This window comes from Sphingopyxis sp. CR5 (assembly GCF_059693785.1).
The window spans coordinates 145,947-167,122 of record NZ_JCATIE010000006.1; the positions used below are offsets into that span (position 1 = coordinate 145,947).

General features: G+C 65.1%; 20 protein-coding genes. 9 read left to right on the forward strand and 11 right to left on the reverse strand.

Annotated elements, in window-relative coordinates; genetic code table 11:
* Positions 1-111: 111 nt before the first annotated feature.
* The gene (hemA, locus tag AC58D2_RS11040) at positions 112-1,332 is read left to right on the forward strand and encodes a 5-aminolevulinate synthase (protein WP_497390210.1); all 1,221 of its coding nucleotides are present in this window, start codon (positions 112-114) and stop codon (positions 1,330-1,332) included.
* Positions 1,329-2,018, forward strand: coding sequence for a nitroreductase (locus AC58D2_RS11045; RefSeq protein ID WP_497390212.1), 690 nt, complete (start codon positions 1,329-1,331; stop codon positions 2,016-2,018). The genes hemA and AC58D2_RS11045 overlap by 4 nt, the downstream gene beginning before the upstream one ends.
* Before the next feature lie 27 nt (positions 2,019-2,045).
* On the opposite strand, the gene AC58D2_RS11050 is transcribed toward AC58D2_RS11045, so the two are convergent.
* The 6 genes from AC58D2_RS11050 to AC58D2_RS11075 all read right to left on the reverse strand — a co-directional run bounded on the left by AC58D2_RS11050 (position 2,046) and on the right by AC58D2_RS11075 (position 7,805).
* The gene (locus AC58D2_RS11050; RefSeq protein WP_497390213.1) at positions 2,046-3,581 is read right to left on the reverse strand and encodes a DUF1570 domain-containing protein; all 1,536 of its coding nucleotides are present in this window, start codon (positions 3,579-3,581) and stop codon (positions 2,046-2,048) included.
* A gap of 87 nt (positions 3,582-3,668) precedes the next feature.
* Positions 3,669-4,268 (reverse strand): GNAT family N-acetyltransferase, encoded by a 600-nt coding sequence (locus AC58D2_RS11055; RefSeq protein WP_497390215.1) that lies wholly within the window; start codon positions 4,266-4,268, stop codon positions 3,669-3,671.
* A 37-nt stretch (positions 4,269-4,305) separates the two neighbouring features.
* The gene (locus AC58D2_RS11060; RefSeq protein WP_497390451.1) at positions 4,306-4,932 is read right to left on the reverse strand and encodes a class I SAM-dependent methyltransferase; all 627 of its coding nucleotides are present in this window, start codon (positions 4,930-4,932) and stop codon (positions 4,306-4,308) included.
* Between the two features lie 26 nt (positions 4,933-4,958).
* Positions 4,959-6,179 carry a BtaA family protein gene (locus tag AC58D2_RS11065; protein ID WP_497390217.1) on the reverse strand — a complete coding sequence of 407 codons (1,221 nt, stop codon included), beginning with the start codon at positions 6,177-6,179 and terminating at the stop codon, positions 4,959-4,961.
* A 122-nt stretch (positions 6,180-6,301) separates the two neighbouring features.
* Positions 6,302-6,766 (reverse strand): hypothetical protein, encoded by a 465-nt coding sequence (locus AC58D2_RS11070; RefSeq protein ID WP_497390219.1) that lies wholly within the window; start codon positions 6,764-6,766, stop codon positions 6,302-6,304.
* A 49-nt stretch (positions 6,767-6,815) separates the two neighbouring features.
* Positions 6,816-7,805, reverse strand: a complete 990-nt coding sequence (locus AC58D2_RS11075; RefSeq protein ID WP_497390221.1) for a threonine ammonia-lyase — start codon at positions 7,803-7,805, stop codon at positions 6,816-6,818.
* A 65-nt stretch (positions 7,806-7,870) separates the two neighbouring features.
* On the opposite strand from AC58D2_RS11075, the gene AC58D2_RS11080 reads away from it, so the two are divergent.
* The 3 genes from AC58D2_RS11080 to AC58D2_RS11090 all read left to right on the forward strand — a co-directional run bounded on the left by AC58D2_RS11080 (position 7,871) and on the right by AC58D2_RS11090 (position 10,919).
* Positions 7,871-9,079: a saccharopine dehydrogenase family protein gene (locus AC58D2_RS11080; RefSeq protein ID WP_497390223.1), complete on the forward strand. Its 1,209-nt coding sequence runs from the start codon at positions 7,871-7,873 to the stop codon at positions 9,077-9,079.
* Positions 9,080-9,362: 283 nt separating this feature from the next.
* The gene (locus tag AC58D2_RS11085) at positions 9,363-9,713 is read left to right on the forward strand and encodes a DMT family protein (RefSeq protein WP_497390225.1); all 351 of its coding nucleotides are present in this window, start codon (positions 9,363-9,365) and stop codon (positions 9,711-9,713) included.
* Between the two features lie 18 nt (positions 9,714-9,731).
* Positions 9,732-10,919, forward strand: coding sequence for a carboxynorspermidine decarboxylase (locus AC58D2_RS11090; protein ID WP_497390227.1), 1,188 nt, complete (start codon positions 9,732-9,734; stop codon positions 10,917-10,919).
* Here the strand turns inward: AC58D2_RS11090 and AC58D2_RS11095 are convergent.
* Positions 10,900-12,570 (reverse strand): FAD-dependent oxidoreductase, encoded by a 1,671-nt coding sequence (locus tag AC58D2_RS11095; RefSeq protein ID WP_497390229.1) that lies wholly within the window; start codon positions 12,568-12,570, stop codon positions 10,900-10,902. The genes AC58D2_RS11090 and AC58D2_RS11095 overlap by 20 nt on opposite strands.
* A 230-nt stretch (positions 12,571-12,800) precedes the next feature.
* Here AC58D2_RS11095 and AC58D2_RS11100 point away from each other — a divergent pair, with 230 nt between their 5' ends.
* From AC58D2_RS11100 to AC58D2_RS11115, 4 genes are all read left to right on the forward strand, one after another.
* Complete coding sequence (locus AC58D2_RS11100) at positions 12,801-13,997, forward strand: type III PLP-dependent enzyme (RefSeq protein ID WP_497390231.1); 1,197 nt, start codon at positions 12,801-12,803, stop codon at positions 13,995-13,997.
* 205 nt (positions 13,998-14,202) lie between these two features.
* On the forward strand, positions 14,203-15,372 hold the full coding sequence (locus tag AC58D2_RS11105; protein ID WP_497390232.1) for a CaiB/BaiF CoA transferase family protein: 1,170 nt from the start codon (positions 14,203-14,205) through the stop codon (positions 15,370-15,372).
* Between the two features lie 85 nt (positions 15,373-15,457).
* The gene (locus AC58D2_RS11110; protein ID WP_497390234.1) at positions 15,458-15,889 is read left to right on the forward strand and encodes an MAPEG family protein; all 432 of its coding nucleotides are present in this window, start codon (positions 15,458-15,460) and stop codon (positions 15,887-15,889) included.
* A 10-nt stretch (positions 15,890-15,899) separates the two neighbouring features.
* On the forward strand, positions 15,900-16,337 hold the full coding sequence (locus tag AC58D2_RS11115; RefSeq protein WP_497390236.1) for an MAPEG family protein: 438 nt from the start codon (positions 15,900-15,902) through the stop codon (positions 16,335-16,337).
* Here the strand turns inward: AC58D2_RS11115 and AC58D2_RS11120 are convergent, their stop codons facing one another.
* From AC58D2_RS11120 to ilvD, 4 genes are read right to left on the reverse strand one after another with little or no spacing between them, the layout of a single operon-like run.
* The gene (locus AC58D2_RS11120; RefSeq protein ID WP_497390238.1) at positions 16,338-17,537 is read right to left on the reverse strand and encodes a class I SAM-dependent RNA methyltransferase; all 1,200 of its coding nucleotides are present in this window, start codon (positions 17,535-17,537) and stop codon (positions 16,338-16,340) included.
* Positions 17,534-18,880 carry an NAD(P)H-hydrate epimerase gene (locus tag AC58D2_RS11125; RefSeq protein WP_497390240.1) on the reverse strand — a complete coding sequence of 449 codons (1,347 nt, stop codon included), beginning with the start codon at positions 18,878-18,880 and terminating at the stop codon, positions 17,534-17,536. Before AC58D2_RS11125 ends, AC58D2_RS11120 begins: the two co-directional genes overlap by 4 nt.
* Before the next feature lie 34 nt (positions 18,881-18,914).
* Complete coding sequence (locus AC58D2_RS11130; RefSeq protein WP_497390242.1) at positions 18,915-19,304, reverse strand: hypothetical protein; 390 nt, start codon at positions 19,302-19,304, stop codon at positions 18,915-18,917.
* Positions 19,301-21,163: a dihydroxy-acid dehydratase gene (gene ilvD, locus AC58D2_RS11135; protein ID WP_497390244.1), complete on the reverse strand. Its 1,863-nt coding sequence runs from the start codon at positions 21,161-21,163 to the stop codon at positions 19,301-19,303. The genes AC58D2_RS11130 and ilvD overlap by 4 nt, the downstream gene beginning before the upstream one ends.
* Positions 21,164-21,176: the final 13 nt, after the last annotated feature.

Here is a 21,176-nt window from a genome sequence, read left to right on the forward strand (position 1 = left end):
GTTTGCGAATCGTTCGCACTGGCTTTTCGGGGGTTTCGGGGCTATCGGTCCGCCAAATATCGCCGCCGGAGGGGGCGGCGCACGCCGGAAACAACCCGCGGGGCTGCACACGTGAACTACAACGATATTTTCGCCCGGGCTATCGACCGCCTTCACGAAGAGGGCCGCTATCGCGTCTTCATCGATATCCTGCGCAACAAGGGCGCCTTCCCGAACGCGCGCTGCTTTGCCGGACATAATGGGCCGAAGCCGATCACCGTCTGGTGCTCGAACGATTATCTGGCGATGGGCCAGCATCCGAAGGTCATCGCCGCGATGGAAGAGGCGCTGCACGACGTCGGCGCCGGATCGGGCGGCACCCGCAACATCGGGGGCAACACCCACTATCATATCGACCTCGAGCATGAGCTTGCCGACCTGCACGGCAAGGAAGGCGCCTTGCTCTTCACTTCGGGCTATATCTCGAACGAGGCGACGCTCGGCACATTGGGCAAGCTGCTGCCCAATTGCATCATCTATTCGGACGAGCTCAATCACGCGTCGATGATCGCGGGCATCCGCAACTCGGGCTGCGAAAAGCGCGTGTTTCGCCACAACGATCTTGCCCATCTCGAGGAACTGCTCGCCGCCGACGATCCCGACGCAGCGAAACTGATCGCGTTCGAGGGCGTCTATTCGATGGATGGCGACGTTGCCCCGGTCCACGCGATCTGCGACCTCGCCGACAAGTATAACGCGCTGACCTATTGCGACGAAGTCCATGCCGTCGGCATGTACGGCGCGCGCGGCGGCGGCATCACCGAGCGCGACGACGCGGCGCACCGCGTGACGATCATCGAGGGGACGCTCGGCAAGGCCTTCGGCGTGATGGGCGGCTATATCGCGGCCGACAAGAATATCATCGACGTGATCCGCAGCTATGCGCCGGGCTTCATCTTCACGACCAGCCTGTCGCCGGTGCTCGTCGCGGGCGTCCTGGCCAGCGTCCGCCACCTCAAATCGTCGAGCGACGAACGCGACGCGCAACAAGCCTCGGCGGCGTATCTCAAGCAATGCTTTCGCGATGCCGGCTTGCCGGTGATGGATTCGGTAACCCACATCGTCCCGCTGATGGTCGGCGACCCGGTGCGCGCGAAGAAGATCAGCGACATCCTGCTCGCCGAATATGGCGTTTATGTGCAGCCGATCAATTTCCCGACCGTGCCGCGCGGCACCGAACGCCTGCGCTTCACCCCCGGCCCGGCGCACGACGAAGCGATGATGCGCGAGTTGACGCAGGCGCTCGTGGAAATCTGGGACCGGCTCGACCTTCAGCTTCAGAAGGCCGCGTGACCGCCGCACCGGGTTTCGACGAGGTCGTAAAGGGACGCCGCTCGATCCGCGGCTTCCTGGACAAACCCGTTCCCAAAGAGCTGATCGCAGAGGTAGTCGAGGTCGCGATGCGCGCGCCCTCGTCGTTCAACAACCAGTGCTGGAATTTCTCGGTCGTCACCGGCGCGCCGCTCGACGCGATCCGGCAGGGCAATACCGATGGTATTCTGGCGGGCCACCCCGACAGTCGAGAATTTCGGCGGTTCGACGGCATCGCCGACGAACATCGCGGCCGCCAGATCGAGATCGCCAAGCAATTGTTCGGCGCGATGGGAATCGAACGCGACGACAAGGAGGCGCGGCAGGACTGGGTGCTGCGCGGCTTTCGCCAGTTCGACGCGCCGGTCAGCATCGTCGTGACCTATGACCGCGTGCTGCTCGGCAGCGACATCGCGCCGTTCGACTGTGGCGCGGTGACCAACGCGCTCGTCAATGCCGCCTGGTCGCGGGGACTCGGCTGCGTGATCAACAGCCAGGGCATCATGCAGAGCCCGGTGGTCCGCGAACATGCGCGCATCCCCGACGATCAGGTCATCATGATCTGCGTCGCGATGGGCTGGCCCGACGACAGCTTTCCGGCCAACGCCGTGGTGTCGAACCGCAAGAGCATCGAGGAATCGGTGCGCTTCGTAGGGTTCGACACATAAGCCTCGCCGCGCGCGGGTTGCGGCGGGTTACTCGCCCGCCCCGCCCCACTTCGCCTCGTCCATTGCTTTCAGAATAGCTTCCGGTGTCGCCTTCTCATCGAACAGTTCGGTGATCTTGGTGAGCGATTCATTTTTGGCACCGTGCGGACTAAACAGGACCGGTGCCAGCACCTTGCGAGCCAGGGTCAGATCCTTTTCGATCACAAGCTCGCACCCGACGCGGATGCGCACGTCGGGTGACTGGGGCACGAGCTGGATCGCGCGCATGATCGCGGTAATCGCACCTTTGCTTGGTTTCTCGCCCGCGCCAGTGAAGGTGTCGTAATAGAGGACGAGCGGCAGCGCGAAATCGGGATCGGCGTGGTTGGCCTTGACGAACCACGCGCGCGCGGCTTTCCAGTCTTCGACGCTTTTGCGTTCGGCGGCGCGGCGCGCGAGCACCCGGCCCTTATAGACCATCGCCACAACCATATCGGGATCGAGCGCAAGCGCGCGGTCCGCCGCCGCCTCGGCCTCGGCATCATTCTTTGCGTCATATTCGATCTCTGCCATCGTCCGCTGGACGAAGGCGTCGTTCGGATAGTGTGCGGCGACCGGCCGCGCGTCCGCGACCAACACCGGCGCCGACTTCTCGTCCACGCCGCGGGCCGAGCGGATGCGATAGGGCATGATTGCTGCGGCTCCCGGCGACAATTCGCTGATCTCGATCTTTCCAGCGTTCAGCTTGTCGGCGGCTATGGTGAATACCTTCATGCCGCGAGTGCGGCGATAGGCTTCAAGGTCCTGATCGAGCTTGCCAAGATCGCCAAAGGCTTGCTCCGCAGCCTTGTCCCACGGCACACCGTTGTTCAGTAGAGCGATATATTTGACGAGTTGCCCGTCGCGTTCGCCGCCCAGTAGCAGATAGTGGGTGAACAGCCAGCCCGAGGCATAGAGTTGATCGACGTCATAGACCGATAATTCCTTGTCGTCGGACGCGAGCAGTTCCGAGGCACGCATGCGGCTGAACGCAGTTAGCGAATAGGAACGATCATTGTTGGGAAGACCAATGGTGATGCTGCCATCGCGGTTCAGGCGGCTGACCATGAAGAATTCCGCCATGCCTTCGGAAAGCCAGCGCGGATAATATTCGGTCGCGCTGCTCAGCAGCATATGATGCGCATATTCGTGAAACATTACCGCGCGCGCCGACAGATCGTCGCTCGACATGTCGGCCGGCATGAACGCGCGCGCACCCTCGAAGGAAGGAATATAAAAGCCTGCAACACCGGTGCTGCTGCTTCCCCCGGTGAAAAGTTTACGCAGATCGGTGAGGCTTGACATAAGATAGACATTGACCCGGTTGCGGCTCGATGCCTCCGTCTCGGCCTGTCCGGTGATGAGGCGCAGCGCGCTGTCGTAGAGCTCGAGTCGCTCCGAATATTCGCGGATCTGCTTTGCGTCCAAATCGCCATAGACCAGGAAGTGCGCGCTGCTTGCCTCGCGCCACTCGGCGTGGGCCGGACTGACGAAAAGGGCCGAAAGAGCGGCGGCAAGCCACCCCAGCGAATGAAAAAGGCGCATGATTCCCCCAGGAATATTCGATTCGCCGATCCTAGCGCGCCGTCCTCCAATTTCTACCCCCATAGGTCTAACTCGAAGCCGCAGGGGTCAGATTGGGCCGAGCTCGCGCCTCATGCCCCAGAAATGCGGGCCGCCGTCCGGCACGTCCCATTCGACCTGCGTTGCAAAGCCCAGCCGTTCGTAGAGCGGCACATTTTCGGGAGTCGCGGTTTCGAGCCAGCAGGGCAGCCCTTCGGCATCGGCGGCCGCGATCTGGGTGCGGATGATGCGTCCGCCATGGCCTTTGCCCTGCTCGGCCGGTCGTACGCCGACATAGTGGAGATACCAGAAACGGCCCTTTGGCCGGTGCGCGTCGATGCTGCCCTGCACCTTCAGCCCGCGCGGCAGGGCGGTGCCGAAAGTCGCCACCAACGGGATCACCGTGCGCAGAAATTCCAGGGGGCCGCTTTCCGCCTGTCCCGGAGCGCGCCACAGCGAGGCGGCTTCGTCGCCGGTCGAGCGCAGCACCTTGCCCGCCCGCGCATCGGAAGGCACCAGAACGCGAAACAATCCGCGGAGCGCGCGGGCGCGGTGCACGGGATCGGGCAATATCCACGACAGTGCCGGGTCGGTCTGGAAGGCCTGAGCGAGTGTTTCCATCACCTCGGCAAGCTGATCGCGGCGCGCTTCGGCTATGTCCCCGTTCATTCCCATCATCCCCTTTACCGGGCAGGATAGCAGCAATTCAGCCGCGCGCGAGACCCCCGCGTACCGCATAACCGCGATAGAGGCTGCGGCAATAGCCGCCGGTGCTGCCCGTCTCCTCCGCGAGCGCCATGATCGCGCGCGCGATTCCGGCCCGCGGGGCGACGTGGAAGCGCGCAAGCCAGCCGAACAGGGCGCGCCGCCACAGCAACGGCCAACCGTCCTGTTGCCCGAAATCGACGAGTTCGAGCCGCCCGCCCGGCGCGACGCAGCGCGCCGCCTGGGCGAGCGCACCTTGCCATTCGGGGATCATCGACAGCGCATAGCTGATGAAAACGCGATCGAAGGTCGCGCGCCCGAACAGCGCGGACGGCCCGAAATCGCACGCATCGCCCTGCGTAAGCGTCGCGCGATCCGCAAGTCCCGCCTTCGCCACTGCGCCGCGCGCGGTTTCGAGCATCGCTTCGGATATATCGACGCCATAGAGACGGGCCTCGGGCCAGGCCCTTCCGACCGCGATCAGATTGCGACCCGTCCCGCAGCCGATTTCGAGGACCGATCCCCCCGGTGGCGGCGCGAGATCGGCAATCAGCCCGTCGCGGCCGAGCAGATAATATTTGCGGGTCGCATCATAGATATGGCGTTGGGTACGATAGACCCCGTTCATCAGGTCGGCATGGCCGCTCGCCACGATCACCCCTCCCGCAACACATAAAGGTGAACCCCGCCATAAATCGCCGAGCGGTCGCGCCGCGTATAGTCGCGCGATTCTTCGGCGCGATACGTCCAGCGCGTCAGTAGATCTTCGGGAAGGCGTCCGGGCAGCAGGCTCGGTTCCGCCGCGGTGCGGAACAGGACCCGTGCGTTGGGCCGCGCGGTCCGCGTAACCTCTGTCCACAGCGCCGCGAGCTGCGTGTCGGTCATCCAGTCCTGCGCGTCGAGGAACACATAGCGGTCGAAGCTGCCGGCATCGGAGGCGGCGAGCATGTCGGTCATGTTGGCGTGGCGCAGCGATACGCGACCGGCACGCGTCCTGATCGCGTCATAGCTCGACGGCTCCAGATAGGGCGGCAGCGGCGCCGACGGCGCCCTGCCATAACCGCGTCCGAACGCCTGCCAGGCGAAATAATTGTCGTCGAGCGGAAAATCGCACACGAGTTTTTCGAGCCGGCGGCGCAACACATCGGCCATCGGCCGGCCGCTCGCCAAGGCGTCATATTGCGCGGGCGGGATGCCCAGGCCAAAGAGCGACGACCGCTGGTCGGTGATCCATCGCACGAGCTTGCGGTCGAAGACGGGCGCCAGCTTCGCATCGAAGAACGCGCGCTGGTCGGCGACCGACTTCGCCTCGAGCAATTGACGCGGATCGACGCCGTGCAGCCGGGCGGCGACATGCGCGAGACCGATGAAGTGCCCGAGCAGCCCGCGTTTGTAGAGGCCCCGCGCGAACCCGTCGATACGGCGGCGCCCGGTCGGGCCGCGCCCCTCCCAATAGCGGCGCGTCGCCTCGTCGAGGTGCGGCGCGATATGGGTGCGATAGGCGGCGATGTTGGCGGGGCTGTCCGCCTGGGCAAGCAGGCGATGGAAATGCGCGTGGTCGGGCAGGTACAGGGCCGCGGCGCGCTTCAGATTGTTCAGCGCGACGTGCGCACGGTTGAGGTCGACCGCGACGATAGCGCCGGGATCCGCCAGAAGATAGGACAGGACGTTGCAGCCGCCGCTCGCGATCGTTGCGATCCGCTGGCCGGGTTCGATCGCCAGCGCCTCCATGTCGACGACCGGGTCTTCCCATATTTGCGCATAGACCAGACCCTTGAAAGCAAAGGCGAAGGCGCGATCGAGCAGGCGTTGCCGTTGCGCAGCGTCGGTGCGGACGACCGCCGCGGCGATCTTGTGGTCTGGGCGAGTGGCCATGAGCGTCTTTCCGGAACGATGAACAGTCCGGGGCCGCCCATGACAGGCTTCGATGCCGTTTCAGCGTCGGATCGATGACAAACGGGCGACAAAGCGAATTTGCCTGTCGCCCGTCCGCAACATCAGTCGCGACAATAGCCTTCGCCGGTTTTGACGATCAGGCATTCGGTCTTGCCGGCGAGATATTTGAGGCCGGTGTCGTCGCCGTTGCCGCGGTGCAGGCTCAATTCCTCGCCGCCGCGCGTGAACTTGATACCATGCTCGCTGTCCCGGCCATCGTAGGTTCCCTTGGTGTCGAGGTCCGACTGCATCTCGAGCCGGTAATGCTCGGGCTCGGTCGGAGTGATCGTCACATACATGCCCTCGACCCCGATCCACTTGCCCGCCCAGCTGGCAAAGCGGTGCTCCCCGGACGCCGGATCGGTCCCGGACTCGACCGGCGTCGTCCCGTCTGCGGGTTCGGCGCTTTCAACCGGGACTTCGGTGGTCGTGGTCGCGCCCTGTTCGGGTGCGGGGGCCTCGGCCTTCTCGCACCCGGCGAGCAACACCAGCGCGGTCGAAGCGGCCAGGATCATGGATGTCTTCATCGTGCGTCTCCTTCTTCGGGCCAAACGCCCCGCGACGAATAAGTTTCCGTCAGGCCGCCAGTATCCCGGCATAATGTTTCGCATCGACATTGCCGCCCGACAGCGTGACGAGCGTGGCTTCGCCCGGCGCGACCTTGCCTGCGAGGATCGCCGCGAGCGCCGCCGCGCCGCCGGGCTCGACGACGAGGTGCAGCCGCTCGAACGCGACGCGCATCGCGTGGCGCACTTCCTCGCGCGTCACCGCGACCCCGCGCACGCCGCGCGCCTGCAATACCGCGAAGTTGATCGGCCACGTCTGCGGTGTCTGGAGCGCATCGCATTCGGTGGGGTAGCTCATATCCTCCACCGACAGGATCTCGCCGGCCGCAAGGCTGCGCGTCACATCGTCCCAGCCTTCGGGCTCTACCGCGACGATTTCGGCGTCGGGGCAGGCAAGCGCGAGCCCCGCCGACAGCCCGCCGCCGCCGCAACAGGCGACGACCGTGTCGGGCCCGTCGATCCCGCGCGCCGCGAGCTGCGCACGCGCCTCGATCCCCGCGGTCCCCTGCCCTTCGATGATCCACGGATCGCCATAGGCATGGACGAGTGTCCCGCCGTTCTGGTCGAGCAGCTTGGCCGCGACGGCATCGCGCGATTCGCTGACGCGGTCGTAGAGGACGACGTCGGCGCCGAGCGCGCGCGTCGCGGCGAGCTTCATCGCCGGCGCATTGCTCGGCATCACGATCGTCGCCTTGATCCCCAGCCGCTTCGCCGCCCATGCGACGCCCTGCGCATGGTTGCCGCTCGACACGCCAACGACCCCCGCCGCCGCCTGTTCGGGTGTGAGGTCGGTCAGCCGGTGCCATGCCCCGCGAATCTTGAACGCGCCGACCGGCTGGAGGCATTCGGCCTTGCACCACAGCGTCACCCCGTCGACCTCGAGCGGCAGCAGCGGCGTCTGCGGAAGGAGCGCAGCGACTTTCGCCGCGGCGCGTTCGATACCGGCCAGGCTCGGCGCGCGTTCGGGGTCGAGCAGGGGATCGGGGCTTTGCTGTGTCATGGCTTCGTCCTATAGGGCGCGGCATGGATGACAAGCGGCGACAGGCCGCGACAGGAGATTTTTCGATGAGCAAGGTTCTGGTCATCGGCGCAGGCGGCGTCGGTTCGGTGGCGGTGCACAAAATGGCGATGAACGCCGACATCTTCCCCGACATCACCCTCGCCAGCCGCCGCAAGTTCAAATGCGACGCGATCGCCGAGTCGGTGAAGGAACGCACCGGCGTGACGATCCGCACCGCCGAGGTCGACGCCGACCACATCGACGCCACCGCGGCGCTGATCCGCGACGTCGGCGCGACGCACGTCGTCAACCTGGCGCTGCCCTATCAGGACCTGACGATCATGGAGGCGTGCCTGTCGACCGGCGCGCACTATCTCGACACCGCCAACTATGAACCGCGCGACGAGGCGAAGTTCGAATATCACTGGCAGTGGGCCTATCAGGATCGTTTCAAGGACGCCGGGCTGATGGCGCTCCTCGGCTCGGGTTTCGATCCCGGCGTGACGAGCGTCTTCACCACCTGGCTGAAGAAGCATCATTTCGAGCGGATCGACACGCTCGACATCCTTGACTGCAACGGCGGCGATCACGGCCAGCATTTCGCCACCAACTTCAATCCCGAGATCAACATTCGCGAAGTGACCGCGGTGGCGCGGCACTGGGAAAACGGCGAATGGGTCGAAACCCCGCCGATGTCCGTGAAACAGCCGTTCGATTTCGAAGCGGTCGGGCCCAAGACGATGTACCTCATGTACCACGAGGAAATCGAAAGCCTGAAGACCCACTTGCCGGAGATCGGGCGCATCCGGTTCTGGATGACCTTCGGCGACGCCTATATCCAGCATCTCACCGTGCTCCAGAACGTCGGCATGACCCGCATCGACCCCGTGATCTACGAGGGCAAGGAGATCGTCCCGTTGCAGTTCCTGAAGGCCGTGCTGCCCGAACCCTCGAGCCTTGGCGAGACGACCAAGGGAAAGACCAATATCGGCGTGATCGCGACCGGCCTGGGCAAGGACGGCAAGGAAAAGACGCTCTACCTCTACAATATCTGCGACCATGAGGACGCCTATGCCGAGACGGGCAACCAGGCGGTCAGCTACACCACCGGCGTCCCGGCGATGATCGGCGCCGCGATGATGGTCACCGGCACCTGGTCGGGCAAGGGCGTGTTCAACATGGAACAGATGGACCCCGACCCCTTCATGGACATGCTGATGAAGCACGGCCTGCCGTGGCAGGTGAAGGAACTGGACGGACCGCTGGACTTTTAGTTCAGGCGTTACCGTCGATCCGTTCGTGCCGAGCCTGTCGAAGCACCGTCCTTCCTTTCCGCATTGCAGAGACGGAACGGCCCTTCGACAAGTGCAGGACGAACGGATAGCAAGGTGGATTTGCACGGGATCGGTATGAAACGCCTCCCGCATTCTCGATTGATCCGGTAATCTGGCATATCTCGGCAGCCACTCCGATATCGACTGGCACCCGGCCTTTTTCGGAGAGCCGCTAATCGTCGGGGTTAGGGATATCCGAATATAATCTGATGGAATGCTCCCAATGATCGCCTACCTCCTTCCCATCGGTCTTCTCTTCGTCTCCAACATCTTCATGACCTTTGCCTGGTACGGGCATCTCGGCGACCTTTCGCGCCCGATCTGGCTCGCCGTGCTGCTCGCCTGGGGTTTGGCCTTCTTCGAATATTGCCTTGCCGTGCCCGCGAACCGCATCGGCTATGGCGTTTATAGCGCCGCCGAACTCAAGACCTTGCAGGAAGTCATCACCCTCATCATCTTTGCGGGCTTCGCGGTCTTCTGGCTCGGCGAAAAGCTGACGGTAAATCATTTCATCGGCTTCTCGCTGATCGCGGCGGGCGCATTCTTTATCTTCAAGGGGCCGATCGCGGCCTGACGACAGGATATTCGACCCATGGAAACCCGTGCCGGCGACCCCGGAGCTTTCGCCACGTTCGACCTCGACCGCGTCCCCTCGCCCGCTTTCGTGGTCGACGCGGCAAAGGTACGTGCCAACCTCGCGATGCTGCATCATATCGGCGACGCATCGGGCGCGCGGGTGCTGGCGGCGCTCAAGGCCTTTTCGATGTGGTCGCTCGGGGACACGGTGGCCGAATATCTCGACGGCGTCTGCGCCTCGGGCCTCTTCGAGGCACGGCTGGGGCGCGAGGAATATGCCGGACCGGACGGAGACCGCGAGGTCGCGACCTATTGCGCGGGCTACAAGGAAGCCGACCTGCCCGATATCGCGCGCCTGTCCGACCACCTCATCTTCAATTCGCCGGGCCAGCTCGCGCGCTTCCGCCCGTTGCTCGACAGCCTGCGGACGCAAGGCGAGACGTTCGACATCGGGCTGCGCATCAACCCGATGCACAGCGAGGGAGAGGTTGCGAAATACGACCCGGCGGCGCCGTGCAGCCGGCTCGGCTTTCCGGTGACGCAATTGCTTCCCGAGCATATGGAGGGCGTTGACGGCATCCACATGCACAGCTTGTGCGAACAGGATTTCCCGCCGCTCGAACGAACATGGCATGCGGTGCAGCCGATGTTGCGTCCCTTCTTCCGCCAGCTCAAATGGATCAACTTCGGGGGTGGCCACCATGTGACGCGTGCCGATTATCAGACGGGCGACCTGATCGCCTTTCTGAAGCGCGTGCGCGCCGAGACCGATTGCGACGTGATGATCGAACCCGGCGAAGCGGTCGCGCTCGACGCCGGCATCCTCGTCGGCGAAATCCTCGACCTGTTCGATAATGGCATGCCCATCGGCATTACCGACATCAGCGCGACGTGCCACATGCCCGACGTTATCGAGGCACCCTATCGCCCGGCCATGCTTGGCGAAGCGAGCGAGGGCGCAGCAGTGCGCCTCGGCGGCCCGTCGTGCCTCGCCGGCGACGTGATCGGCGACTATCGCCTACCCGGAGGCGCGCGTATCGGCCAGCGTTTCGCCTTTCTCGACCAGGCGCATTATTCGATGGTCAAGACCAACAGCTTCAACGGCGTGCCGCTGCCGTCGATCTGGCTGTGGGACAGCGAGAGCGACGACCTGCGCGAAGTGCGGCGTTTCGGCTATGAGGACTTCAAGACGCGGCTGAGCTGATTTCCGCCAGCGCCGCGTGGATGTCGCTGACGACCACCGATCCCTCGCCGACCGACGAGGCGACGCGCTTGACCGAACCCTTGCGGACGTCGCCGACGGCATAGATGCGCGGCCAGCTCGTTTCATAGCGACTCGGCATCCGGTCGAGCGACCAGCCCGCGCGAACCAGTTCGAGCGGCGCGATATCGCCGCCGGTCTTCACGAAGCCGCGCTCGTCGCAGACCATTTCCCCGGGCAGCCAGCCGGTATTCGGTCGCGCGCCGATAAACAGGAACAGGAATCCGCAATCGCACACGCCCTCGACGCCGGTGTCGCGGCAGCGATAGGTGATGCGACCCAGCCGCCCATCACCGTCCTCGCCGGGGTGCAGGCCGACGACGTCGGTCGACGCGATGATCTCTATATTCGGATGTTCCTCCAGCCGTTTGACCAGATATTCGGACATCGTTTCGCGCAGGCTGGAGCGGCGGAAAATGACGTGCACCTTGCGCGCGAAGCTGGCGAGATAGATGGCACCCTGTCCCGCCGAATTGCCGGCGCCCACGACCGTGACCTCTGCATTGCTGCACAGCTGCGCCTCCATCGGCGTGGCCCCGTAAAAAATGCCACGCCCTTCAAATGCTTCGATGCCGTCGATCGGAAGGCGTTGATATTGCGCGCCGCTCGCGATCACGACCGCGCGGCTGCGCAGGCGCCGCCCGTCGGCCAGGGTCAGGCAATAGGCGTCGGCGTCGCGCTCGATCGCGCTCGCACGCACCGGAGCGACGAGCCGCGCGCCGAATTTCTGGGCCTGCACCGTTGCGCGGCGCGCGAGTTCATTCCCCGAAATCCCGGTCGGAAAGCCAAGGTAGTTTTCGATCTTCGACGAGGTGCCCGCCTGACCGCCCGGCGCGAGCGAGTCGATCGCGATCACCGTCAGCCCCTCCGACGCCGCATAGACCGCCGCCGCAAGCCCGCCCGGACCGCTGCCGACGACGATCACGTCGGCCGTCGCGCCGTCGGGCAACAGGTCGAGGCCGAGCCCGGCGGCGAGTTGCTCGGGCGTCGGCTGCACGAGCACGTCCGCCGCCCCGAGGATCGTCACGGGCAATTGCGCCTCGTCGATTCCGCGTTCGGCGAGCAGATGCGCCGCGACCGGACCGTCGGCGGGATCGAACCAGCGGTGCGCGACCCCATGCTTGGCGAGGAGGTCGCGCAGCGCATAGACGCCGCGGTCGCGCGCGCTGCCGATGACGATGACGGCGGCAAATCCGCGGCGGTTGCTGAATTCGCGCCGCGCCGCAAAGATGCGCACGAAAATATCCGAATAATGCGAATTGGCGGCGATCAGCCGCTGAAAGCTTTCATGCGGGATCCGCAGTATCTCGCCCTCGACGCCCATTTCGACGCGCGACAGGTGGCGTTGGCCGGTCAGGACCGACAGGTCGCCCGCGAACTGCCCGCGTTCCATCCAGCCGACCCTCTTGGGCCCGTCATCGGAGTTGGCGAAGATATGCACCTCGCCCGACAGCGTGACGATACAGTCGGGCGCCACCGCGCCTTCGACGATCAGAAGATCGCCCGCCGCGTGCGACTCGACCGTGCCCCACGCAACCAATTCGGTCAGTTCCGCGTCGGTAAAGGTATGATTCACATCTGCAGGAGAGGTCATTTGGACGATTTCCCTGATACCGCGACGCGGCGGGCGGCGGCGCGTCATCCGCCGTTTCTAGCGGTTGGAGAGGCGGGCGCAAGCAAGCGGCGGCCACGAAATTCCGTTGCCAAGGGGTCTTTACACAAAGCCCCCCCGCCCATATATGCGCACCCCGCTGCCCCAGGGGGACTTCCAATAACCGCAAGGCAGCCTTTGTCGTCTAACTTTACCTTTGGGGGTCCCTTGAATTGCACAAGCATCATAGCGCCCACGGGCTGATTCAGGCACTTTCGCCGATCGAACCTGTTACGCTTGTCCGCCCGCACGCCGCGCGGCGCGCAGCGCGTTTCTTTATCGAGCGATTTCCCGGCACGACCATGTATGCGGTCAAGGCGAATCCCTCGCCCGACCTGCTGCACGTGTTGTGGGACAGCGGTGTGACTCATTTCGACGTTGCCTCGATCGCCGAGGTGCGCCTGGTCTCGCGCGAATTGCCGCAGGCGACTCTCTGCTTCATGCACCCGGTCAAGGCCGAGGAGGCCATTTCCGAAGCCTATTGGAAGCATGGGGTGCGGACCTTCTCGCTCGACACAATGGACGAGCTTGAGAAGATCGTGCGCGCGACCGAAGGCGCGCAGGATCTCAACCTGCTCGTGCGGCTGCGGGTGTCGTCGGACCATTCCAAGCTCAGCCTTGCCGCGAAGTTCGGCGCCGAGCCCGAGGACGTCACCGAATTGCTGATGGCGACGCGCCAGGCCTCCGACGCGCTCGGCATCTGCTTCCACGTCGGCAGCCAGGCGATGACCCCGCATGCCTATGCGCAGGCGATGGAGCGCGTACGCACCGCGATCGTCGCGGCATCGGTCACGGTCGATATCGTCGATGTCGGCGGCGGCTTTCCGTCGTCCTATCCGGGCATGGAGCCGCCGCCGCTCGACGCCTATTTCGAGACGATCCACCGCAGCTTCGAAAGCCTGCCGATCAGCTATTCGGCCGAGCTCTGGTGCGAACCGGGTCGCGCGCTTTCGGCCGAGTACAGCTCGCTCGTCGTTCGCGTCGAAAAGCGTCGCGGCGAAGAGCTTTACATCAACGACGGCGCCTATGGCGCGCTGTTCGACGCCGCGCATGTCGGCTGGCGCTTCCCCGTCACGCTGCTGCGCCAGCCCGAAAGCGAGGCCGAACTCGTCGCCTACAGCTTCTATGGCCCGACGTGCGACGACCTCGACCATATGGCCGGGCCTTTCTACCTGCCCGCCGACGTGAAGCCCGGCGACTTCATCGAAGTCGGCATGCTCGGGGCCTATGGCTGTGCGATGCGGACGAAGTTCAACGGATTCGGAGCCGAGGAAATTCATGTGGTCAGCGACGAACCGATGGTGAGCCTCTACACCGGGGTCGTCGACGAACCCGAACGCCGGACCGCGACCGTCACCAAATTGTTCTGACGAAAAAGCCAACGATCGAGACAAGGGGCCGGCGCAGCGTTGCGACCGGCCCTTTTTCTGTCGCGCCGCCGATTGCGCATTCCATTTCGATCTGCAACTGTTCGCGCGGCAACGAGAGAGCAGATGGGGAGATATGCGTGAAGATGCCCAACCTGGACAAGTTTCGCCGCGCCACCCCGACCCCGTTCGCCGGACGCCCCCGCCGATGACGATGCTGAAAGGCATACGCATCGTCGACCTGACCACCGTCATCTTCGGCCCCTATGCGACGCAGATGCTCGCCGACCTCGGCGCCGAGGTCATCAAGGTCGAGACGCCGGGCATCGGCGACGTGTCGCGCTATCTGGGCAGCGGCGTACCCGACCCGACGATGGGATCGATCCACCTGACCGTGAACCGGGGCAAGCGCTCGATCGCTCTCGACCTCAAGCAGCCGGAGGACGCGGCGGTCCTGCGCGACCTGATCGCCTCGGCGGACGTCTTTTTTCACAATGTCCGCGGCAAGGCGATCGCTCGGCTCGGTTTCGATTATGCGGCCTGCAAGGCGATCAAGCCCGATATCATCTACGTCCATGCGACCGGCTTTGGACAGACCGGCCCTTATGCGGACCTTCAGGCCTATGACGACGTCATCCAGGCGGCGACGGGCACGACCAGCCTGCTGCCGCGCGTCGACGGCGATCCGCGCCCGCGCTACTTTCCCTCGCTGATCGCGGACAAGATCGCCGGGCAGTTCGGCGCACAGGCCATCCTTGCCGCGCTGGTCCACAAGCTGCGCACGGGCGAAGGACAGGACGTCGAAGTGCCGATGTTCGAATGTTTCGCGGCTTTCATGCTGACCGAGCATCTGCGCGATGCGACGCTCGCCCCCCCGCTCGGGCCCGCCGGCTATCCGCGACAACTCGACCCGACGCGGCAGCCCTTTCCCACCGCCGATGGCTATCTGGCCATCGTCCCCTACACGCCTGAATCGACGCTGCGGCTGATGACGCTTCTCGGCAGCGAAACGCTGCTCGCGACGGCGGAATATGAGGCCGCCAAGTCGAAGGGCGAGCATATGGCGCTGATATATGCCGAAATCGCGCGCCGAACGCCCGCAAAGACGACGGCCGAATGGCTGGCAATCTTTGCCGCGAACGATATTCCCGCAATGGCGGCGCGCGATCTCGACGCGATCAAGGATGACCCGCATTTTGCCGCGACAGGCTTTTTCCGTCGGCGCGAGCATCCCGATGTCGGGGCCTTCGACGAAATGCAGCCGCCGGTCCGATATGGCGCCGCGACGCCGCGCGACCTGGGCTTCGCACCGCGTATCGATGGCGATGGTCGAGCAATCCGTGCCGAACTGAAGCCGGAGCGCGACGATGCTTTGTGATTGCAAAGTGGCGCGCCCGACGTAGCATCGCAGCCACGCGGCCCGGGTCGTCAAGGCGCCGTGAGGTAAACAAGAGGGGGAAGATATGTCGGACAGCATCCTCGCACCGGGGGCCGTTCTCGCACTTTGGACGCTTATCATGCTCATCTGGATGGCCGCCACGCGCTTTCCGGCGATGGCGAAGGCCGGGATCGACGTCAAAGCAGCGCAGCCAGGGGGACGCGGCGTCGATCTGGAAACGGCGTTGCCGCCAAGCGTGAATTGGAAGTCGCACAATTACACCCACCTGCTCGAGCAGCCGACCATCTTCTATGCGGTGATCGTCTTCCTGCACCTGTCGGGCGGCGACGTCGGCTACACGCGCTGGATCGCCTGGGCCTATGTCGGTTTGCGCATCGTTCACAGCATCTGGCAGGCAACGGTCAATCGCATCCCGGTGCGCTTCGCGCTGTTTGCGCTCTATACGCTGTGCCTGTTCGCGCTTTCGGTGCTCGCGGTCATCGCGACGCTGGGTTGAGGAGAGTAGGATGACCGATACGAATGCGATTCTCGGACCCGTCGCGACGCTCGCGCTCTGGTCGATGATAATGTGGGTGTGGATGTACGCAACGCGCATTCCCGCCATGCAGCGCGCCAAGCTCGACGCGGCGAAGATGGTCGGCGGCACCGGCAGGAATCTGGACGACGTGTTGCCGCCCGAAGTCCAGTGGAAAGCCCATAATTATAATCATTTGATGGAACAGCCGACGGTCTTTTACGCCGTGGCCATCGCCTTGGCCGTTGGCGGCATGGGCGGCGGCCTCAATGCGCAGATTGCCTGGGCCTATGTCGGGCTGCGCATCGTTCACAGCCTGATTCAGGTGACGATAAACCGCGTCATGTGGCGCTTCCTGGTCTTTGCGTTGGCGAGTATCGCCTTGCTGGCGCTGTGCCTGCACGCTTTTCTGGGCTTCGTGATCTATTGATCAACGGCTGAAACGCGCGGCCAGTTCCACATGGGTCGACCAACGGAACTGGCCGACAGGCCTGACGCGGTCGAGACGATATCCCCCCGCCACCAGGATTTTCGCATCGCGGGCAAAGCTCGCAGGATTGCAGCTGACATAGGCGATCGTCGGCGTTGCCGACTGCGCAAGCTGCCTGACCTGCTCCTCTGCACCGGCGCGCGGCGGGTCGAGGATTACGGCGTCGAAGCGGTCGAGTTCGGCGGGCACCAGCGGACGACGGAACAGGTCGCGGTGTTCGGCCGCGACCAGCGCGCGAGCGCGGTTCGCAGCTCCCTTTAGCGCCAGGATCGCGTCGCGAGCGCCCTCGGCGGCATAGACCTTGCGCCCGGCGCACAGCGACAGGGCGAATGTGCCGACACCGGCGAACAGATCCGCGACGGCGGCCGCGTCGCCGATCGCGCCCGAGACGGCATCGACGAGCGCGGCCTCGCCCGCCGCCGTGGGTTGCAGAAAGGCAAAGGGCGGGACTTCGACCACGACCCCGCCAAAGCGCATCGTCGGCGGTTCGGGTTGCCATATGGTTTCAAGGCCGTCGCCCTGATCGATCGCCAGCCGGGCAAGGGCATGCGTCCCCGCAAACTCCTGTAACGCCATTGCGGCATCGAGTCCTTCCGCTCGCACGCCCTCCAGTATCAATTCCACGCCTTGATCGAGGCGCTGAAGCTTTACCTTAACAGGGCGTCGCTGCGGGGCGATGTCCGATAGCAGCGCGCGGATCGGCGCGACGAGCGCGAATAGCTCCGGCAACAGCAACGCACATTCGCGCATATCGACGATCTGGTTGCTTTGCGCCGCGTTGAAACCGAGCGCGACCTGCCTGCCCGTCTTGAGCGCGGTCAGCGCCGCACGGCGGCGGCTGAGGGCCGGGGAGAGCCAAGCCGTCTCGATCTCTCCTGCGCCGACCTCCTGCGCTGTGAGCGCCCCGGCGACGCGATCGCGCACGAACGCCGCGAGCGCATCTTCGGACACATGCTGCAACTGGCAACCGCCGCATTTTCCGAAATGCCGGCAGACCGGCTGCGCACGGTTGGGTCCGGGCATCAGCGTCCCGTCGGCCGCCAGCCTGTCGCCGGGCACACCGCCCGCGACATGGCGACCATCCGCCGTTACGCCATCGCCGCGCGCCGCGATGCGCTCGATCAGTTGTCCCTCGGTCATGCCCTTACCAGATCATCCGCCACAAGGTTGGGGCCGATAGCCTTTGCGCGGGCGATATGCCAGCCTACGGCGGCGACCGCCGCATCGAACGCGTCGGCTTGGCGTGCGAGCATCGCCCCGCAAGCCCCGGCGAGCACATCGCCGGTGCCTGCGGTCGCCAGCCAAGCGCAGCCCGGCCATGCCGCTGCGACGCGGTCATCGGGGGCCGCGATCACGGTATCGGCGCCCTTGTAGATTATGACCGCGCCGCTGCGCCGGGCCGCGACGCGCGCGCGATCGATCTTGCTGCCGGGCAACCCCGGAAAAGCGCGCGCAAACTCGCCTTCGTGCGGTGTCAGGATCGCCCTGTGCCCCGCAAGTTCGGGCAAGGCCGAGGCGATCGCCGCCGCATCGAGGACGAGCGGCTTGCCGCTGCCCAGTGAGACCATGACGTCACGATCCAGCGCGGCGCTTGCCGGATAGCCGGGGCCGATCACGACCGAGCCCAGTCGCGTGTCGCCCAGCCGGGTTGCATAGCCGGCGCCGTCTTCGGCGATCACCGCTTCGAACGGAGCCCGCGTTCCGCCACTCAATACCACATAGCCGGCACCGGCGCGCAACGCCGCGCCAGCGGCAAGGCCCGCCGCGCCCGTCATCGGTCCCGCCCGCACCATCGTCATGCCGCGAGTGAACTTGTGGGCAGATGCACCGGGCACGTCGACATCGAAGCGGGGCAGGCTGCGCATTGTCCGTTCGGCCTCGATCCCGATGGACGCGAGCAAAACGCGGCCGCACTGCCGGGCGGCGGGCAGCAGCAGGTGCGCCGGCTTGAGTGCGCCGAGCGCCAGCGTGATGTCGGCGGGAAGCGGGGGAGTCCAGTCGTGAACAGCATCGGCGTCGACCCCGCTGGGCAGATCGACGGCAAGGACGCGGCCAGAGGAAAAGCGCCGCAATTCCTCCGCCGGATCGCTGGCCAGCGGTCGGGTCAGGCCAACGCCGAACAGGGCGTCGACCACAACGGGCGCAGGGGCGATGTCGCCGGTCCAGGGTTCCACGGGCCCCGACCATCGCTCGCGTGCCGCGCGCGCCAGGTCGGTCTTCGGATCCGACAGCGCGGCAACGCGCACATCGGCGCCGCGTTCGACAAGCCTTTGCGCAGCGACATATCCATCGCCGCCGTTATTCCCCGGTCCGCACAATATCAGAATTGGCGCTCCCGCCGCGACCCGCCCCGCAAGATCGGCAACGGCGTTGCCCGCGCGTTCCATCAATCGGGTCAGCGACGCGCCGTTCCCGACGCACGCGGCTTCGGCGGCGCGCATTGCCTCGCTGGTCAGAATGGGGGCGTCGGCCGGAACGGACATACCCGACCCTAGCATGCCCCGCGCGAAAATCGCTTCAGTTTCCGCCGCTGGTATTCGCGGGCAGGCGATAGCGGTCCTTGCCGACCGCGACCTCGATCACATCGTCGCCGATTATGGTGACTTTGGCCGGCGCAGACCCGTCCGCCGAAACGACGCCACGTCCGTCGGTGGCGATCGCCAGGCGGCGATAGCCGCTATCCGCGCGCCCGACGACGAGTACCGTGCCGTCGGCGCTGCTCATTTCGTCGAGCGTACAGGTTCGGTCGAAATTCTTTGCACCTTCCAGCGCGCAGTCGATACGCCCGCTGAGTGCCGCCTCCTTCGCCTGGCGCGCCTCGGCATCCGCGAGTGCGCCATTGTCGGGTGCGGCGTTGCAGCCCGCCAGCAGCAGCGCCAACAGCGCCCCCCCCTGCCTGATCGTCATCCCCGCGTTCCTTTCAGCTGCGACAGGTCGCGTACCGCGCCGCGCGCCGCGCTCGTCGTCATCGCAGCATAGGCCTGAAGTGCTACCGAAACCTTGCGCGGGCGCGGTTTGGCGGGATGCCACGCCTCCTCGCCCCTCGCCTCCATCGCCGAACGCCGCGCCGCAAGTTCGTCATCGGACAGGATCAGGTCGATGCTCCGGGCCGGTATGTCGATCTTGATCAGGTCGCCATCCTCCACGAGTCCGATCACCCCGCCCTCGGCCGCCTCGGGCGAGACATGGCCGATGGACAGACCGGACGTTCCGCCAGAGAAGCGCCCGTCGGTGATCAGCGCACACGCCTTGCCCAGTCCTTTCGACTTCAGATAGCTGGTCGGATAAAGCATTTCCTGCATGCCCGGACCGCCCTTTGGCCCCTCGTAGCGAATGACAACGACGTCGCCAGCCTCGACCTGTCCGGTCAATATGCCCGCAACGGCCGCATCCTGGCTTTCGAAGACCTTCGCCGGCCCGGTGAATTGCAGGATCGAATCGTCGACGCCCGCGGTCTTCACGATGCAACCGTCGATGGCGATATTGCCCGACAGGACGGCGAGCCCGCCGTCCTTGCTGAACGCATGGTCCGCCGAGCGGATCACACCGCCCTCGCGATCGAGGTCGAGCGTATCCCAGCGGCGATCCTGGCTGAACGCCGTCTGCGTCGGCACGCCGCCCGGCGCCGCCATGAAGAATTTCTGTACCGCGGGATCGTTGGTGCGGCCGATATCCCATTTGTTGAGCGCATCGCCGAGGGTCGCGCTGTGCACCGTCGGCAGGTGGGCATGGAGCAGGCCCGCGCGCTCGAGCTCGCCGAGGATCGCCATGATCCCGCCGGCACGGTGGACGTCCTCCATATGGACGTCGCTTTTTGCCGGCGCGACTTTCGACAGGCAAGGAACGCGGCGCGAAAGTCGGTCGATATCCGCCATCGTGAAATCGACGCCCGCCTCGTGCGCTGCGGCGAGCAGGTGAAGCACGGTGTTGGTCGACCCGCCCATCGCGATATCGAGGCTCATCGCATTTTCGAACGCCTCGAAGCTCGCAATCGTGCGCGGCAGCACGCGGTCGTCGCCTTCCTCATAATGGCGGCGGCACATTTCGACGATCATATTGCCCGCGCGCAGGAACAGCGCCTTGCGGTCGGCGTGAGTCGCGAGCGTCGAACCGTTGCCGGGCAGCGACAGTCCCAGGGCTTCGGTCAGGCAATTCATCGAATTGGCCGTGAACATGCCCGAACAGGATCCGCATGTCGGGCAGGCCGACCGCTCGACCGCCGCGACTTCCTCGTCGCTGTAGGTCTTGTCGGCCGCCGCGACCATCGCATCGACGAGGTCGAGCGCGACCTCCTTGCCTTTCAGGACGACCTTGCCCGCTTCCATCGGCCCGCCGGACACGAACACCGTCGGGATATTGATGCGCAGCGCCGCCATCAGCATGCCCGGCGTGATCTTGTCGCAGTTGGAGATGCAGATCATCGCATCGGCGCAATGGGCATTCACCATATATTCCACCGAATCCGCGATCAGGTCGCGGCTCGGCAGCGAATAGAGCATCCCGTCGTGACCCATTGCGATGCCGTCGTCGACCGCGATGGTGTTGAACTCCTTCGCCACCCCGCCCGCCGCCTCGATCTCGCGCGCGACCATCTGGCCAAGGTCCTTCAGGTGGACATGCCCCGGCACGAACTGGGTGAAGCTGTTGACGACCGCGACAATCGGCTTGCCGAAATCCTCGTCCTTCATGCCCGTCGCACGCCAAAGCCCGCGCGCGCCCGCCATGTTGCGGCCGTGGGTCGTAGTTCGCGAACGATAAGAAGGCATTTTAACTATTCCT

Excerpts from the sequence above, each read along its gene's own strand:
- AC58D2_RS11050 (WP_497390213.1), bottom strand. The coding sequence starts at position 3,581 with ATGCGCCTTTTTCATTCGCTGGGGTGGCTTGCCGCCGCTCTTTCGGCC.
- AC58D2_RS11055 (WP_497390215.1), bottom strand. The coding sequence starts at position 4,268 with ATGAACGGGGACATAGCCGAAGCGCGCCGCGATCAGCTTGCCGAGGTG.
- AC58D2_RS11060 (WP_497390451.1), bottom strand. The coding sequence starts at position 4,932 with ATGAACGGGGTCTATCGTACCCAACGCCATATCTATGATGCGACCCGC.
- AC58D2_RS11065 (WP_497390217.1), bottom strand. The coding sequence starts at position 6,179 with ATGGCCACTCGCCCAGACCACAAGATCGCCGCGGCGGTCGTCCGCACC.
- AC58D2_RS11070 (WP_497390219.1), bottom strand. The coding sequence starts at position 6,766 with ATGAAGACATCCATGATCCTGGCCGCTTCGACCGCGCTGGTGTTGCTC.
- AC58D2_RS11075 (WP_497390221.1), bottom strand. The coding sequence starts at position 7,805 with ATGACACAGCAAAGCCCCGATCCCCTGCTCGACCCCGAACGCGCGCCG.
- AC58D2_RS11080 (WP_497390223.1), top strand. The coding sequence starts at position 7,871 with ATGAGCAAGGTTCTGGTCATCGGCGCAGGCGGCGTCGGTTCGGTGGCG.
- AC58D2_RS11085 (WP_497390225.1), top strand. The coding sequence starts at position 9,363 with ATGATCGCCTACCTCCTTCCCATCGGTCTTCTCTTCGTCTCCAACATC.
- AC58D2_RS11090 (WP_497390227.1), top strand. The coding sequence starts at position 9,732 with ATGGAAACCCGTGCCGGCGACCCCGGAGCTTTCGCCACGTTCGACCTC.
- AC58D2_RS11095 (WP_497390229.1), bottom strand. The coding sequence starts at position 12,570 with ATGACCTCTCCTGCAGATGTGAATCATACCTTTACCGACGCGGAACTG.
- AC58D2_RS11105 (WP_497390232.1), top strand. The coding sequence starts at position 14,203 with ATGACGATGCTGAAAGGCATACGCATCGTCGACCTGACCACCGTCATC.
- AC58D2_RS11110 (WP_497390234.1), top strand. The coding sequence starts at position 15,458 with ATGTCGGACAGCATCCTCGCACCGGGGGCCGTTCTCGCACTTTGGACG.
- AC58D2_RS11115 (WP_497390236.1), top strand. The coding sequence starts at position 15,900 with ATGACCGATACGAATGCGATTCTCGGACCCGTCGCGACGCTCGCGCTC.
- AC58D2_RS11120 (WP_497390238.1), bottom strand. The coding sequence starts at position 17,537 with ATGACCGAGGGACAACTGATCGAGCGCATCGCGGCGCGCGGCGATGGC.
- AC58D2_RS11125 (WP_497390240.1), bottom strand. The coding sequence starts at position 18,880 with ATGTCCGTTCCGGCCGACGCCCCCATTCTGACCAGCGAGGCAATGCGC.
- AC58D2_RS11130 (WP_497390242.1), bottom strand. The coding sequence starts at position 19,304 with ATGACGATCAGGCAGGGGGGGGCGCTGTTGGCGCTGCTGCTGGCGGGC.
- ilvD (WP_497390244.1), bottom strand. The coding sequence starts at position 21,163 with ATGCCTTCTTATCGTTCGCGAACTACGACCCACGGCCGCAACATGGCG.